13 protein-coding genes are annotated in these 14,999 nt (G+C 67.4%); 10 read left to right on the forward strand and 3 right to left on the reverse strand.

Annotated elements, in window-relative coordinates; genetic code table 11:
* The first annotated feature begins 67 nt into the window (after nucleotides 1-67).
* From ACYVP9_RS00505 to ACYVP9_RS00540, 8 genes are read left to right on the forward strand one after another with little or no spacing between them, the layout of a single operon-like run.
* Nucleotides 68-2,101, forward strand: coding sequence for a glycosyltransferase (locus tag ACYVP9_RS00505; RefSeq protein ID WP_460602726.1), 2,034 nt, complete (start codon nucleotides 68-70; stop codon nucleotides 2,099-2,101).
* A complete protein-coding gene (locus tag ACYVP9_RS00510) occupies nucleotides 2,098-3,003 on the forward strand; it encodes a glycosyltransferase family protein (RefSeq protein WP_460602727.1) in 906 nt (301 codons plus the stop codon). Before ACYVP9_RS00505 ends, ACYVP9_RS00510 begins: the two co-directional genes overlap by 4 nt.
* 4 nt (nucleotides 3,004-3,007) lie before the next feature.
* On the forward strand, nucleotides 3,008-4,111 hold the full coding sequence (locus ACYVP9_RS00515) for a polysaccharide pyruvyl transferase family protein (protein WP_460602728.1): 1,104 nt from the start codon (nucleotides 3,008-3,010) through the stop codon (nucleotides 4,109-4,111).
* A 31-nt stretch (nucleotides 4,112-4,142) separates the two neighbouring features.
* On the forward strand, nucleotides 4,143-5,705 hold the full coding sequence (locus tag ACYVP9_RS00520; protein ID WP_460602729.1) for a lipopolysaccharide biosynthesis protein: 1,563 nt from the start codon (nucleotides 4,143-4,145) through the stop codon (nucleotides 5,703-5,705).
* Nucleotides 5,706-7,007: a Coenzyme F420 hydrogenase/dehydrogenase, beta subunit C-terminal domain gene (locus ACYVP9_RS00525; RefSeq protein ID WP_460602730.1), complete on the forward strand. Its 1,302-nt coding sequence runs from the start codon at nucleotides 5,706-5,708 to the stop codon at nucleotides 7,005-7,007.
* Nucleotides 7,004-8,389: a hypothetical protein gene (locus ACYVP9_RS00530; protein ID WP_460602731.1), complete on the forward strand. Its 1,386-nt coding sequence runs from the start codon at nucleotides 7,004-7,006 to the stop codon at nucleotides 8,387-8,389. The genes ACYVP9_RS00525 and ACYVP9_RS00530 overlap by 4 nt, the downstream gene beginning before the upstream one ends.
* 9 nt (nucleotides 8,390-8,398) lie before the next feature.
* A complete protein-coding gene (locus ACYVP9_RS00535) occupies nucleotides 8,399-9,946 on the forward strand; it encodes a tyrosine-protein kinase domain-containing protein (protein WP_460602732.1) in 1,548 nt (515 codons plus the stop codon).
* On the forward strand, nucleotides 9,936-10,814 hold the full coding sequence (locus ACYVP9_RS00540) for an O-fucosyltransferase family protein (protein WP_460602733.1): 879 nt from the start codon (nucleotides 9,936-9,938) through the stop codon (nucleotides 10,812-10,814). Before ACYVP9_RS00535 ends, ACYVP9_RS00540 begins: the two co-directional genes overlap by 11 nt.
* A gap of 33 nt (nucleotides 10,815-10,847) precedes the next feature.
* On the opposite strand, the gene ACYVP9_RS00545 is transcribed toward ACYVP9_RS00540, so the two are convergent.
* Both ACYVP9_RS00545 and ACYVP9_RS00550 read right to left on the reverse strand, forming a co-directional pair.
* Entirely contained in the window at nucleotides 10,848-11,396 is a 549-nt protein-coding gene (locus ACYVP9_RS00545) for an arsenate reductase/protein-tyrosine-phosphatase family protein (protein ID WP_460602734.1), read from the reverse strand.
* Nucleotides 11,397-11,495: 99 nt separating this feature from the next.
* The gene (locus ACYVP9_RS00550; RefSeq protein WP_460602735.1) at nucleotides 11,496-12,242 is read right to left on the reverse strand and encodes a hypothetical protein; all 747 of its coding nucleotides are present in this window, start codon (nucleotides 12,240-12,242) and stop codon (nucleotides 11,496-11,498) included.
* Between the two features lie 25 nt (nucleotides 12,243-12,267).
* Here ACYVP9_RS00550 and ACYVP9_RS00555 point away from each other — a divergent pair, with 25 nt between their 5' ends.
* Nucleotides 12,268-12,693, forward strand: coding sequence for a hypothetical protein (locus ACYVP9_RS00555; RefSeq protein WP_460602736.1), 426 nt, complete (start codon nucleotides 12,268-12,270; stop codon nucleotides 12,691-12,693).
* 1,078 nt (nucleotides 12,694-13,771) lie between these two features.
* Entirely contained in the window at nucleotides 13,772-14,209 is a 438-nt protein-coding gene (locus ACYVP9_RS00560; protein WP_460602737.1) for an adenylyltransferase/cytidyltransferase family protein, read from the forward strand.
* A 46-nt stretch (nucleotides 14,210-14,255) separates the two neighbouring features.
* Here ACYVP9_RS00560 and ACYVP9_RS00565 read toward each other — a convergent pair whose 3' ends face one another.
* A complete protein-coding gene (locus tag ACYVP9_RS00565) occupies nucleotides 14,256-14,888 on the reverse strand; it encodes a CDP-alcohol phosphatidyltransferase family protein (protein ID WP_460602738.1) in 633 nt (210 codons plus the stop codon).
* Between the last annotated feature and the right edge of the window lie 111 nt (nucleotides 14,889-14,999).

Genomic DNA, 14,999 nt, shown 5'->3' on the forward strand with positions numbered 1-14,999 from the left:
CTGCCGTGCAGCCCGGGGATCAGTCGTGCCCTGCCTCCTGCTCCAGGCGACGGGGTGCGCCGACCGTGTGACTGACGAGGAGTGGGTCCAGCCAGTGATGCCGCCCAGCGAACAGGCGGATGCCCGGGGTCGATCGCTCGACGTGGACGTGGTGCTCGCTGTGGCGACCTATCGACGCCCGGACGATCTGGTCCGGTGTCTGCGTTCGCTGATCAGCGAACGCGACGCGCGAGCCCGAGACGGAGGCGAGCGCTTCACCATCCTGATCGTCGACAACGATCCCGATGCCGGCGCGCGTGCTGCCGTCGAGGGATTTCAGCATCTCGGCGTTCGGTACCTGCATGAACCGGAGCCCGGTATTTCGGCCGCACGGAACCGGGCGCTCGACGAGGCGAAGGACGCCGACGTCCTCGTCTTCGTCGACGACGACGAAGAGGTGCTGCCGGGGTGGTTGACCGCGCTGCTGACCGAATTCGAGCGCCATCGGCCGTCCGCTGTCCAGGGCAAGGTGATCTCGGACTTCACTTCCGAGCCGGACGAGTGGTTGCGGGCCGGGGGTTTCTTCGTCCGGAGGTCGTTACCGACCGGCACCAGGGTCTCCGTCGCAGCGACGAACAACCTGTTGCTCGACCTCCACGACGTCCGCCGACGCGGTCTGCGGTTCGAGGATTCGTACGGGCTGACGGGAGGTGGCGACAGCGCATTCACCCGCCGCCTCGTCCGCGAGGGTGGCGAGATCCGTTGGTGCCAGGAGGCGGTGGTCGTGGATCACGTGCCGCCCGATAGAGCGACGCGGGAGTGGGTTCTGGGGCGCGCACGCCGCACCGGCAACTCCGACGTCGTCGTAGGCCTACGTCTCGCGCGCGGCATTCGCGAACGAACGCAGGTGCGTGTCCGGTCCATCACCCGCGGTCTCGTCCGGGTCGCTGGCGGCGCACTGCTGATCGGGGTAGGCGCGGTGACGCGATCGACGGCACACGACGCCCGCGGACACAAGGCGCTCAACCGCGGCTACGGTATGTTGACCGCCGCCGTCGGCCGCCAGGTTAGTGAGTATGCGCGAACGCCCGCGACGACAAGGGTGTTGACGTCGTTTCCCAAGCCCGGGGCGAAGACCAATCCGTACATCGTTCAACTGGCGCGCGCGCTCGCCGCCGAGCCCGGCATCGAACTCATGCACTTCTCGTGGCGACGTGCATTGTCGGCGCGGTACGACGTGGTGCACGTCCACTGGCCCGAGATCTTGCTCAGCGGCAGGACTCCCCTGCGTCGCGGCGCGCGTCAGCTGCTGTTCCTGGCGCTCGTCCTGCGCTGGCGTATGGGGCGGGTCGCCGTCGTGCGGACAGTGCACAACGTGGCGCCCCACGAACGACCATCGGTCCAGCAGCGAGCGCTGCTGGCCCTGCTGGAGCGGTCGACCGACGCGCGCATCGTGTTGAACGATGTCGGAGACTCGTCGCTCATCGGCAGGTCGGTCGTAGTGCCGCACGGTGACTATTCGGACTGGTTTGCCGAGCACCGTGTCGACCCGATCGTCCCGGGTCGCCTCGCCTTCGTCGGGCACATCCGTCCTTACAAGAACGTCCTCGACCTGATGACGGCGTTCCACGCGGTCACGGACGCGAGCGCTTCGCTGTCCGTGGCCGGTCAGCCTGCTTCGGAGCAGCTCGGCCTGGACATCACTGCTGCCGCTGCGAGCGATCGCCGCATAACGGTCAACCTGGAGTTTCTGTCCGACGCACAGATCGCGTCGGAGATCGGTCGGGCGCAGGTCGCGGTCTTTCCCTACAGCGAGATGGAGAATTCGGGCGCGGTCCTGCTCGCGTTGTCGCTGTGCCGTCGGGTCCTGGTGCCCGACAACGCCGTGAACCGCGCACTCTCGGCAGAGGTCGGGCCCGGATGGATTCTGACCTTTCCCGACACGTCCGACCCCGCGGTACGCAGACTCGTGCTCGCCGAAGCGCTCGAGCGCGCACTTGCGACCCCCCGCCCCGAGGCGGCGGCGCCGGATCTGTCCGCGCGTTCCTGGGACGGCGTCGGAGCGCGGCACGCCGAGATCTACAGGGATGCCATTGAAGACCGACGATCGGCTCGACGATGACGGGCACGTCGAACTCGTCCGGCATCGCACTTGTCGTGGTGAACTATGCGTCCGACAGACTCGTGGAACGGAACCTGGGCTGGGCCGGCCCGACCTCGTTCCCGGTCGTCCTGGTCGACAACTTCGAGTCGCGCGCGTCGTCGCAGCGCGCGGCCGCCCTCGTCTCGGAGCGGGGCTGGAATCTGGTCGCGTCTCCGACCAATGTCGGCTTCGGGATCGGTGTCAACCTCGGCGTACGTCGTGCTTTTGAACTCGGAATGCATTCCGTTGTCGTGGTGAACCCAGATGTCAGGCTGACGCGTCGAGACGTCGAGGCGTTGGTCGGCGTCGTGGCCGCCGATCCCGACGTGCTTGCCGCGCCCGTCGTCCTCGACCCGACGGGACGGACCTGGGGTTCGCTGGGACGTCTCGACGTACGAATTGGACGAGTTCACACTACGGATCGACACGACGGGCCGGCGTGGGTGTCGGGCGCATGTTTCGCGGTGGGGCGAACGCTCTGGGAGCGTATCGGCGGCATGGATACCGACTACTTCATGTACTGGGAGGATGTGGACCTCAGCATCCGCGTCCAGCATGTCGGTGGACGCGTCCGCTCGCTGAAGGACGTCCAGGTCGTTCACGATGTCGGCGGGACCCAAGGCGGCGGTGGTTACAAGTCGCAGGCGTATTACTACTACAACTGTCGCAATCGATTGGTCTTCGCGGCCAAGCACCTGACCGCACCGGGCGTGATGCGCTGGATCGTGCACACGCCGTCAGATGTCAGGCGGGTGATCAGCCGCGGTACGCCTCGTCCCCTGCCGGCGAAGGTGAGGTCGGCGCTGCTTCCCGCCCTCCGCGGATGTGCCGCAGGCCTCTGGTTCTGGGCACGCCCTGCGCGCGCTCGGGGGACGCAATGAGAGCGTGGTCGACGTGCGCGCACTAATTCTCTGGGCCGATGCCGAGTCGACGAACCTCGGCGTCCGCACATTGGCACGAGGTACGGCGTCGTTGATCGACGGTGCGTTCGCCGAGGCCGAGCACGCGGTGGAGACCCGGTTCCAGGGCTACGGGGAGGGTGACGCGCCGGTTCGGATCGGCTACCCGCGCCGCCTCGCCCGTCGTCTCGCCACCCCCCACGACGAGTTGGTCGACTGGGTGAAGACCTTCGACGTGGTTGTCGACACCCGCGGGGGAGACAGTTTCACCGATCACTACGGGATGCGCCGGCTCGTCACGATGTCGTTGATGTCCGAGGTGGTGCGACGTGCTCGTGTACCGCTCGTGTTGGGGCCTCAGACAATCGGCCCTTTCGACACACGACGCGGTCAGGCCTTGGCACGTCGCACGTTGCGAACGTCGCGGCTGATCATGGTGCGCGATCCGGTGAGCGCGTCGGTGGCGGCCGAACTCGGCAGGCCCGCTGACGTGCTGACAAGCGACGTGGTGTTCGCGCTGCCGCGAGCGCATCCGGCCGCGGCGACGCGTGACGTACTGCTCAACGTCTCCGGCTTGCTCTGGAACGAGAATCCGCATGTCGACGCGCGCCGCTACCGCGAGACGGTGGCTCGGCTCGCGCGAGAGTTGACCGCGGGCGGCCGTACGGTCGGCCTGCTGGCGCACGTCCTCGCCGGGCCGTTACGTGACAACGACGTCGCAGCGGTCCAGGAACTCGCTGCGAGTCTCGACACGGCCGTCGAGGTGCTCGTCCCCACCGGGCTCGACGACGTTCGGGCCATGGTGGCCACGGCGTCGGTCGTGATCGGCTCACGCATGCACGCCTGTCTCAACGCGCTGTCCGTCGGCAGGCCGGCCATCGCGCTCGCCTACTCCAGGAAGTTCACCCCCCTGCTCTCGGCGATCGGTTGGAAACACAGCTTCGATCTCCGCACCGACGGCGGTGACATCGTCGACCGGGTCCGCGCTTCCGTCGACGATCCGCGGCTGCCCGACGCGGTGTCCAGGGTGGTCGACGAAGCAGCGCAGCGCGTGCTCGAGGCGAGGACGGCACTTGTCGACGCACTCTGACAGTGAGCCAGGCCCGGTGGTCGCAAGGCCTGTGCTGTCGACCGAGCTCTCCGATGGCGCTTTGGACGAGGCCGCGGATGAGGCCAGGGACGGCGCCATCGACGAGGCCGTGGGTGAGGCCATCGGGGATGCAACGGGTGAGCCCACCCTCGGCGCCCGGGCGGCGCGAGGCGCGCTGGCTGTGTTCCTGGGGCAGATCGGGCGCATCCTGATTCAGGTCGTTTCGGTGTCCATCCTCGCGCGGTTGCTGGACCCGGCCGACTACGGACTGGTAGCGATCGTGCTGGCCGTCGTCGCCATCGGCGAGATCTTCCGCGACTTCGGACTCTCGACCGCCGCCGTGCAGGCACCTTCGGTGAGCCCCGAGCAGCGCTCGGCTCTGTTCTGGTGCAACACCGCGATCGGGTTGATCCTGACGGTCCTTGCCATCGCGGCCGCGCCGCTGGTGGCGGATCTCTTCGGTCAGCCCGAGCTCGTGCCGATCATGCGCGCGCTCGCTTTCACATTCCTGCTGAACGGTATGGCCGCCCAGCATCAAGCGGATCTTAATCGGCATCTGCGCTTCGGGGCCATCGCCGCCGTCAACGTGGGTAGTCAGGCCATCGGCGCCGTCGCAGCGATCGCCTTGGCTGCCGCATCCCCGGGCTACTGGGCACTGGTCGTGCAACAGTTGCTCGCTGGCGTGGTCACTCTCGTGTGGCTGGTCTCTCTCACCCGTTGGATTCCGAAACGTCCTCGCCGCGGCGTGAGCGTGAGGCCGTTCGTGCGGTTCGGCATCGGACTGGTCGGCAGCCAGGTCATCGGCTATCTCAATAACAACGTCGACACGGTGACCATCGGTCTGCGTTTCTCGCCGACGCAACTGGGCTACTACAACCGGGGATATCAGCTCCTCATGCGACCGTTGACGCAGTTGCGCGCGCCGACGACCTCAGTCGCGCTGCCGGTGCTGCGCATGGTGGGAGACGACCGACGCCGTGCTGACGACTTCCTCGTGCGCGGCCAGCGGGCCCTCGGGTTCACGCTCGTGGGCGGCCTCGCGATCAGCGCGGGGGTCTCGCAGCCCCTCGTACTCGTCCTGCTGGGTCATCGGTGGACCGACGCGGTGCCGATCTTCGCCCTCATGTCCGTGGCGGGCATGTTCCAGACCATCTCCTACGTCGGCAACTGGGTCTACCTGGCCAGGGGACTCACGGGCAAGCTCGTCTGGTACAGCCTCGTGAGCCTGGCCATCAAGATCGTGTGCGTGTTGATCGGCAGCGTCTGGGGGATCGTGGGCGTCGCGGCGGGCTTCGCTATTGCTCCGGCGATGGCCTGGCCGATCTCGCTCTGGTGGTTGTCGAGACTGACCGACATGCCCACGACGCGGCTCTACCGCGGCGCTGCGCGCATCGTCGGTTGCGCCGTTGTCGCGGCCGCTGCGAGCTTCGGAACCGTTCGGGCGCTGGCCGACGCAGGCGGCGTCGTGCAACTTCTCCTGGGTTCGGCCAGCGGCGTCGCCTCGTATCTGGTGCTCGGCGCACTGGTCCCCGCCGTTCGCGCCGAATTGGTGGACGTCGCGCACGTGGGACGCAAGGCCGTGAAGAGGCACTAAATGCACCAGTTCCGTGGCATTTTCCGTGGCAACCGTCTCTTTCGTCGCGCTCCGACAGCCGACCTGTTCCATGAGCAGATCCGCGATGTCGTGCGTGCCGGCAACTGCTCCGGATGCGGCGCCTGCGCCGCGCTGAGCCCGACGGTGACCATGCAGCTGGACGACGAAGGATTCAACCGTCCGTCCGTCCGTCCGGATGGTCTGGTGCCTGCCGACGCCGCACAGAAGTTCCATCAGGCATGTCCGGGCGAGCGTGTCGTCGCGCCACGCCCGGCAGAAGCGAAGAACACCGATCCGGTTCTCGGTCCGTACGTATCGGCGTGGCGGGCATGGGCGACGGCCGACGACATCCGTTGGTCGGGCAGCAGCGGAGGCGTCATCACGGCGCTCTCGGCCTGGCTGGTGGCGAATGGCTTTGCGTCGCAGGTCGTCGCTGCCCGCAGCGACCCGCAGCGCCCGGCAAGGACGGTGAGTCTCCGCGTGAGCACCCGCGAGGAGATCGTCGGCACGGCGGGATCTCGTTATGCACCGACGTCGAGTGCGGCGCTGCTGACGGATGGCGCAATCGACGCGGCGACGGTCTTCGTGGGTAAACCCTGCGAGGTTTCGGCGGCGTCGGCACTCGTACCACCTGCCAGGTCCGCCCGCCCGGTGCTGCTCTCGTTCTTCTGCGCCGGCGTCCCTTCGCAGCACGCGACAGACGAGTTGGCCGAGGAGCTCGGCGTCCCCGAGACTGAAGTCCGTTCGCTGCGGTACCGCGGTCAGGGTTGGCCAGGTGAGTTCACGGTCGTCGGTGGTGCCCGGGAGGGTCTGCCGACCTTGCAAGGAAGGGCGCCCTACGACCAGGCCTGGGGTGAGAAGCTCGGGCGCCGGATCCAGGAGCGGTGCAAGATCTGCCCTGACGGCATGGGGCGCTCCGCCGATATCGCTGTCGGCGATTTGTGGGACGTCGACGGCCACGGGTACCCCGTCTTCACGCAGGGCGCGGGCACGTCGGTCGCGCTCGCCCGCACAGCTCGCGGGCACGACCTGTTGCGCCGCGCGCAGGAAGCGGGCGTGCTGGTCCTGGAGCCGGTCGATGCCGCGGCCGTGACGGCCGTTCAGCCTTCGCAGGTCCGGCGGGTCCGTGAGTTGCCAGGTCGCCTCATCGGACGTCGGCTCGCAGGAAATCCTGCGCCGCATTATCGCGGCTTTGGATTCTGGCGATTCGTGCTCACCGAACCCGGACGCACCATGCGCGCGGCGCGCGGTGCGCGTTCGCGGGCGAAGACCCAGCGCGCGGGAGGTACGGTGCGGCCATGATCCCGTCGAGCGACGAGCTGCCGACGCTGCTGTTCGCCGCCGGGATCCTGGCGTTGGCTTTGGTCCTGCTGCACCAGCGGCCGCGGGCGGTGGCCACGACGTGGCTACTGGTGATCTGCTTCGTCCCGTGGTGGACCGGCCTGCCGTCCTTCACCTTCCTGCCGTTCGCAGTCCTCGTCACATTCTTTGCACTCGTGTGTCTGCTCCCGACCCTGCCGTCGCGTCCCACGTTCATGGATTGGGCCGCGCTGGCGTTCTTCGCAGTGTGCCTGTTGCCCACCGTCGTCGGCGGCGGCAGCCAGGCCGCGACCTTCGGAGTCGTCGCGGTATGGGGCCCCGCATTCGTCCTCGGTCGCCTGACCGGTGAACGCGTCGATGCCCGCTGGCTGTACGGGTGCGTCGGTGTGATTCTGACGGTCGTAGCCGCGTTCGCTGTCGTCGAATTCATCACCGCCACGAACCCGTTCGTGTCGATCAGGCAGTTCGCCGGACCCACCTACGGGCTGTGGTCGGAACTGCTCCAGAGAGGCGGCCGTCCGCGTGTGGAAGCGGCGTTCGGACATCCGATCGCGCTCGGATCGTCGCTCGCTCTGGGGATCCCGCTCGTCCTGGCGTCCCGCTTCCGCTTGTCGGCGCGCCTCGGGTGCGCGCTGTTGATGATCATCGCGTGCGTCCTCACGTTCAGCCGGACAGGCATCCTGTGCGCGGTGATCGGCCTTGCGCTTTCGTTGCTCTTCATGCGAGGCGGCTTGACCGCGGCGGCCCGAGCGACGGTGGCGACCGTCATGATCGCCCTCGCCCTCGTCATCGTGCCGTTCGCCACGCAGACCTTCGAGACGGCCGGCTCGGAGGCGACGCGCAGTTCGGATTACCGGGGCCAGCTACTCGGCCTGATTCCCGACATGAGCGTGGTCGGCACGTCGGCTTCCGCACAGCGTTCCGCAGACGGGACCCTGCGGTTCGGTCGCTTCGCCTCCATCGACAGCCAACTCATCCTGTTGGGTCTGACATACGGCTTGCTGGCCCTGCTGCTGGCAGCCGGGATCCTGACCTTCGTGACCGGGGTCGTGGTCAGTGGGCGGTCACGACCGGCTACCGTCGCGATCGCCGCGCAGATCCCGTCGCTTGCGACGGTCGCCCTCATCACCCAGTACGCGGTGTTCTTCTGGTTCATGGTGGGTTTCGCGGTGGCCGCCCAGGCCACGCGTGACACGCCGCCTCGTGACGCGGACGCCGTACCGAGCCGTGACGTCCGGCCCCAGCTGGCAAGAACACCTACGATGGCGCACGCTGGTGATTTGCACAGCCACGTCACGATCGAGGCCACTGCACTGCTTCGACCCCCGCCGATCCCGGGTGTCGGACGACGCCGGATGGGTTAGGGAGCGTCCATGTCATTGCGGGAGTTCTTTGCTGCCATCCGCCGACGATGGGCGGTCGTCGCCGTGTTAACCGTCGCGGCCGTGGTGGTGGCCGGCGTGGTCTCCTTCACGGAGACCCCCCTATACAGGGCGAGCGCCAGCGTGTACTTCACCCTGCCGTTCGGTGACACCGCTGGCGACCTGTCGCAGGGCTCGAGCTATACGCAGAGCCAGATGCTGACCTATGCGCAGACGGCCAGCCTGCCCGTCGTTCTCGGGCCTGCCAGCGAGGCCCTAGGTGGTGGCCTCACTGCGGACGACCTCGCGTCGAAGGTGACGGCGAGCGCGTCGACCGACACCGTGATCATCGAGATCAAGGCCGTCGACCGTAGTCCCCGCCAGGCAGCGCGGATCGCCAACGCCGTGGCCACCCAGCTCGAGGCGACGGCGCGCGAGTTGTCCCCCAAGTCCGACAACGGCGATCCGACGGTCGACGCCCAGACGGTCTCACCCGCCAAACCGCCATCGGCGCCGTTCACTCCTCGCAAGACCGTCAACCTCGCCATCGGGCTGCTCGGCGGACTGTTGATCGGCTTGGCCATCGCAGTGCTGATCGAGATGTTGAACACCCGCGTACGGGGGCGCCGAGACGTCGTCGGCCTCACCGACGCCCCCGTCCTGGGCGAGATCATGGCCGACCGGGCTGTCGCCCGCGACCACGTCGTCCTTCGGGACAACGCGAACAGCGTTCAAGCCGAAGCGTTCCGGCGGGTCCAGACCAACCTGTCCTTCCTGGGAGTGGACCGCGACACGCTCGCGCTCGTCGTCACGTCGACCTTGCCGCAGGAGGGCAAATCCAGCATCTCCGTGAATCTCGCACTGGCCAGCGCCGAGGCCGGCAAGCGCACCTTGCTGATCGATGCCGACCTCCGCTCGCCGTCGGTCGCGACCTACCTGCAACTCGAGGGTGCGGCCGGCCTGTCGAACGTCTTGATCGGGCAGGTAGACTTCGATGACGTCGTTCAGCCCTACGGAGTCGATTCAGGCCTCGACGTGCTCGCCTCAGGGCCAGTCCCTCCCACGGCCGGACGGCTGCTGGGTTCGTCCGTCATGCGCCAGCTCCTGGCTGACGTCGCGGCCCGTTACGACGTGGTGCTTCTCGATTGCGCCCCTCTGCTCGCCGTGACGGACGCAGCCGTTCTCGCGCGCGAGCTGACCGGCGCCATCGTTGTCGCGCAGGTGTCCCCGGTCGGTCGACGCCTGAGGCGATTGCGCCGCGCCCGCGTGGCCCGTAGCCAGTTCATCGAGGCGCTGGGCTCACTCGAACAGCTCGGGGCCGACGTCCTCGGTGTCGTGCTGAACGGCGTCGGCCGCAAGGCCGAGGCCTATTACGGCTACGGTCAGATTCAGCCGGCTCGGAGGCTGAGGTTCCGCCGCTCCGCCTCGGCCCAGGTCGATCCGGATGAGGACACGGCGGCCCAGAAGCCCGCGCAGGCGGGGAAGACTGTCGAACCGAACGGCGACACGCCACCGACGGGGCCTAAGCAGCAACAGCTGACCAAAACGAATGCTCGCTGACCGGTCGGGCCGGCCGGCGCTGCAGCTGATCGCTTGCCTGAAACCCTACGCAGGTCTCGGCAATCGCGTTCGCGTCCTGCTGAGCGCGCGTGCGCTGGCGGTGGCAGAGCAGCGCCGGTTCGCGTACTGCTGGCCGACCGGCAAACCGTTCGGTGCGCGGCTGCAGGATCTGTGGCAGTTCGACGAGCCGGAGGTGCGCCCCGCGGTCGTGCGTGCGCTCGCTCTGCGGTATCGCTACCGGGACGAGACCGTCGAGTGGCGGGCGGCTGCACGTCGGGAACGCCGGTGGCTCATCAGGACGAGTCAGCCGGTGCAAGACGCTGACGGCTCGTCCGATTGGTGGGCCGACCTGCGCGCGCTCGTGCCCGAGACCGGCCTTGCGGAGCGCATCGTCGAGTTCCATCGGCGGTTCCTGGCGGGTGCGCCGTACGTCGGAGTGATGATCCGGGCCCATCAGCACTCACATGCACAATCGCGTGAGCAGTCGCCTGTCAGCTGGTTCGAGCAGCGGATGCGCGAGATCCGCGAGTGCGCGCCGGACGTTTCGTTCTTTGTGTCCTGTGACGTTCCCGAAGTGCAGGCAGCTCTGGCCTCCCAATTCGGCAGCACGTTCGGTCTCGCGGACAAGGGCGGTTACAACTCACGTGAGGCCATCCGTTCTGCCGTCGTGGACCTGTACCTCCTCGCCGGCGCTGCGCACATCATCGGTCCCCATTACTCGAGCTTCCCGGAGATGGCACTCCACCTCGCAGGTGGGCGCGTCGAGTTGGAGACCTCGGCAACAGCCGCCGCCGTCCCGGACATCGCGTCTCTGGTAACGAGGACGACGGCGTTCGTCACGGACCCGCTACGGCCTGCAGGCCGGTAGCTCCTCGTGCGGGGGCTCGGCGGCGCCCTCAGGTCAGGCGTCGCCGAGAATAGTCCGCAAGAACCCGTCGATCTGATTCGCGCACGACTCGAAGTCGGCGCTCGTACCGTTGATCGGGTCGGCTATGTCGTGTGAGACCGGTGCGCGGTCGCCCCGGATCGTCGCGCGACCGCGCCGGGCGCGGAGAACGAGATCCTCGATCGTGTTCGACTTGTCGTCAGCGTCGCCACCGGCGACGAGGAAGTCGCAGAACTCTCCGAGAACAAAGGTGCGCCGTAGCGACGCCGGGTGCAGCGTCAGCACCTTGACGAGGTGCGCGCGGGTTGCAGTCAGCACGAGGTCGCTCGATTTGAGCAGGCCCGGAGTGATCTGCTGTGACCGCCAGGTCTTTGGGACGGTCACTCCGTGCTTCCGCAGCGCTTTGACCGCTGACTTGTTCATCGGCTGATCGACATGCGCATTGGTACCCGCAGACGCAACCGTGGCGGCAAGGTCGAAATGTCGCAATTTTGCACGAAGCAGGTGCTCGGCTATGGGTGACCGGCAGAGGTTCGCAGTACACACGAAGAGGATGTGCGGCACTCGGGCCCTCCGTAGCGGCAGGAACCTCGAAGTGTGCCACCTGCAGGGGACCACTCCGTGGCCGACCCGCCGTTGCGCGCGGCAGGTCGGCCACGTCCGTCATGACCGGCGGACGACGGTGATCGCACCCGGGGCATCCAACCACTTGTTGTTCAGATTGTTGAACGACACCCCGTCGAACGCGATTACGGCGCAGTTGTACTTGCTCGTGCGTGAGAACAGATTGCTGTCCAGCGTGATCCCGGTCATAGACGTCAAGGGAGCGTCCTGGAGATTGACGGTGCACGCTCCGCCGCCCGTCCAGTTTCTCGTGAACGTCAGGTTCGTGACCGGGCCTTTCGTCTGCGTGACCTGGAGCGCCGCGTTGCTCCCGTCCCGGAGGGTGTTGCGGTGGATCGAGATGTTCTTGCCGCCGAGGATCTGGATGGCGTCGTTGTGCGAGGGCCCGCCGTTCTGGAACTGGTCGTTCGCGTAGTAGCTGAGATCGTGGATGTACGAGTCGACGATGGTGACGTCGTTCCCGAAGATCTTGGCGCCGTCCTTCGTGCCGTGGATGTTCACGTGATCCAGGGTGTAGTTCCAGCCGGTCATGCCGTCGATGTAATCCGACGGGAAGTCCGGAACGATCTCGGAGTGCCGCAGGACGAAGTTCTTGGCAGAGTCGGTGAGGTTCGTGACGAGTCCGGTCCGGCTCGTCGTGGGCGCGCCCCGGATGATCGAGTTCTGAAGGACCACGTTGGGTGCCATCACATAGACGAAGCCGCGGATGTCGAGTCCGCTGTACGTTCCCGACGCCGTCAGCTTGAGATTGCCGTTGTACTCCCGGAGCACGGTGCCGGCAGGCACGCCGGTGTTGGCCGCGCTCGGCTGAATGTCCGTCGCCGGCGGCGGGGGCGAAGCTGTGGTCGTGCTGGGGGAACTCGCCGGGGTCGAGACCGGGGTCGAGACCGGGGTCGAGACCGGGCTTGTCGGGGTCGCAGTGTCGCTGGACGTCGGCTCGGACGTCGGCTCGGACGTCGGCTCGGACGTCGGCTCGGACGTCGGCTCGGACGTCGGCTCGGACGTCGGCTCGGACGTCGGCTCGGACGTCGGGTCGGACGTCGGGTCGGACGTCGGGTCGGACGTCGGGTCGGACGTCGGGTCGGACGTCGGGTCGGACGTCGGGTCGGACGTCGGGTCGGACGTCGGGGCGCCCGAGGTGGGGGGCGTCGGGTGTGATGTGTGGCGTGGTGGCGACGAGGGTGAGGCCGGCGAGGACGTCTCGCGCTTCGGTGCAACGGCCCAGGCGTTGAACTGAGCCAAGTTCCATCCCGACGCGGAGGAGCTCGCCCCACGGTAGACGCGGACACCCACTGCGCCTGCGGTCGTCAGACGCGAGGTGGTCGAGTCGGTCCTCTCGACCTGCCATCCCGGCACTGCCGACCCTGTGACCCAGGTGCGCATGCCGATACGCACCTTGGAGGTTCCCTGCACCGTCATCTGGACGCTGATCTGCTGGCCGGCGCGGAGCGCGCGTGGGCCCCGGGCGTATCCGCCGAGGATCGTCTGCACCTGTCGTCCGGCGACCCGGCTGACGCTGACGACGAGTCGGCCGGCGCTGTCGACCGCGACCTTCCCGCGGTACGCGCGGCCGTCCGCCTGGCGTCGTGCCTCGACGGACAGGTACAGACCCCGGGAACGTTGCGATGCCAGATTGAGCGAGAACACGGCCTTGGTGTCGACGTCCAAAGCCCGGACCGAAGGAAGCATCGCGGTGACCGTGTTGGCGGGTCGCTGCGCGGAGGCGCGAAGGGCGCCGTGGCGCACCGATGTCGCCGCCCGCCCCGAGAGGGTCCACGCGCCACCGACCTTGGCGCGGCCGATGCCGTGCGCGACGGTGCGGTCGAAGGAGTCCGCGGCGACGACCCGTCGTGCGTTGCTTGTGTTGTTCGAAGTGTTGCCGGCAGTTGCGGCCACTGCCGCGCCGGCGGCACTGATGACGACGGTGGCGACGACCGCGGTGGGCGCAAGGGTGCTTCGACACGTACGTCCGACACGGGACCACAGGCTTGTGCGGGTGGCGTCGCGATCTGGCGAAGGGCGGAACGGCAGGGGACGGGTGGCGTGGCCGCTCGGTGTCGGGCGTGGCATGGATCGGCTCCTCGACGTGACTGCCCCGCTTGACTGCCCCCGATGCTGAACCTGCTGGTCAGGACCAACTGACCTGTAATTGGAGACTAACAGAAATCTTACTCGGGACCAGCGGGTCTTGCTTTTTGCTCGAAGGTCCTTGGCGTAAGGCTGCGTGTTATGCTCGGGTGAAGCTGTGAGTGCCCGCTGGGCACGGGCGGCGCAGGGCCGTCGATGACGGTTTGCGAGACGCGTTGGGGGACGCGATGACACACCAGACGAGGTCGGTGGGCTACGTGCCCGGCATCTTCGACATGTTCCACATCGGCCATCTGAACATCCTGCGCAACGCGCGGATGGAGTGCGATCACCTCATCGCCGGGGTCGTCAGCGACGAGCGGTCCCTAGCGGTCAAGGGCAAGTCGCCGGTAGTTCCGCTGACCGAGCGGGTGGAGATCGTCGCCAGCATCAGGCATGTCGATCAGGTCGAGGTCGAGGACGTCTCCAGCAAGATCGAGATGTGGCACCGTCTCCACTTCGATGTCGTCGTCAAGGGCGACGACTGGCGCGGCACGCCGAAGGGCGAGGCTCTCGAACGTGAGATGGCCACGGTCGGTGTGCGTGTGGTCTATCTGCCGTACACCGTGCACACCTCGAGCACCTTGCTGCGAGCTGCACTGGGGCGCCGGATCGCGTCGTCTTGACGCTTCCTTGCCATCACCACGTCGGCCTAGAGGCCTGACCGTCCGGCTAGCGGCTGATCCGCTTCAGTTCTCTGAACCACTGCGCGCATCCAGCCGCCAGGAAGGCCGCGAAGGTGACCGCCAGCAGGCCGTAGACGACGACGAACACGTCATGGAGTGGGAGCAGCGCCATCACCAGGCACAAAACCCCGTAATCGACGGGAATGACGATTATCGAGCGCAAGACCGGCGCCGCCTCGTTCGGGTCGACGCGCGACGTGGTGTCGCCGGTGCCGCCGTGGCGCAGGCGCTCCACCCGTCGGAGCATGTCTGTCAACATGATCGTGAAGAGGTAGACCGTGGCGCACGCCGAGAACGCGAGTGGTAGCAGCAGGGCGGAAGGTCGTTCGAGATCAAAGTGACGGAACCAGCACACCGCAACTGCCAGGTGGAACGTACTCAACTTGATCGCGTCCAGTACGTGGTCGAGCCACTCCCCGGCGGGTGAGCCGGATCCGCGCAGGCGGGCGACTTGTCCGTCCGCGGAATCGAGTGCGTACCCGAGCACCAGGAGGGCGCACACCGCGATGGACATCGGCCAACTCGGAGCAACCAGTGCGACGAGGGCGATGGCGGTGTAGGTGCAGGCCGCGCTGATCAGGCTCACCTGGTTGGCACTCAGGCCGGCCAAGAAAGCCACGGCGGCGAACTGTCGGCCCAACGGGCGATTGACCCATCGCGAGTAACCACCTGCGCCGCGGTTGCTCTTGCCCGCTGCGCCCAGGCGTGTGAGGACGTCGCGTCGCGTCCG

The organism is Jatrophihabitans fulvus, assembly GCF_054781375.1.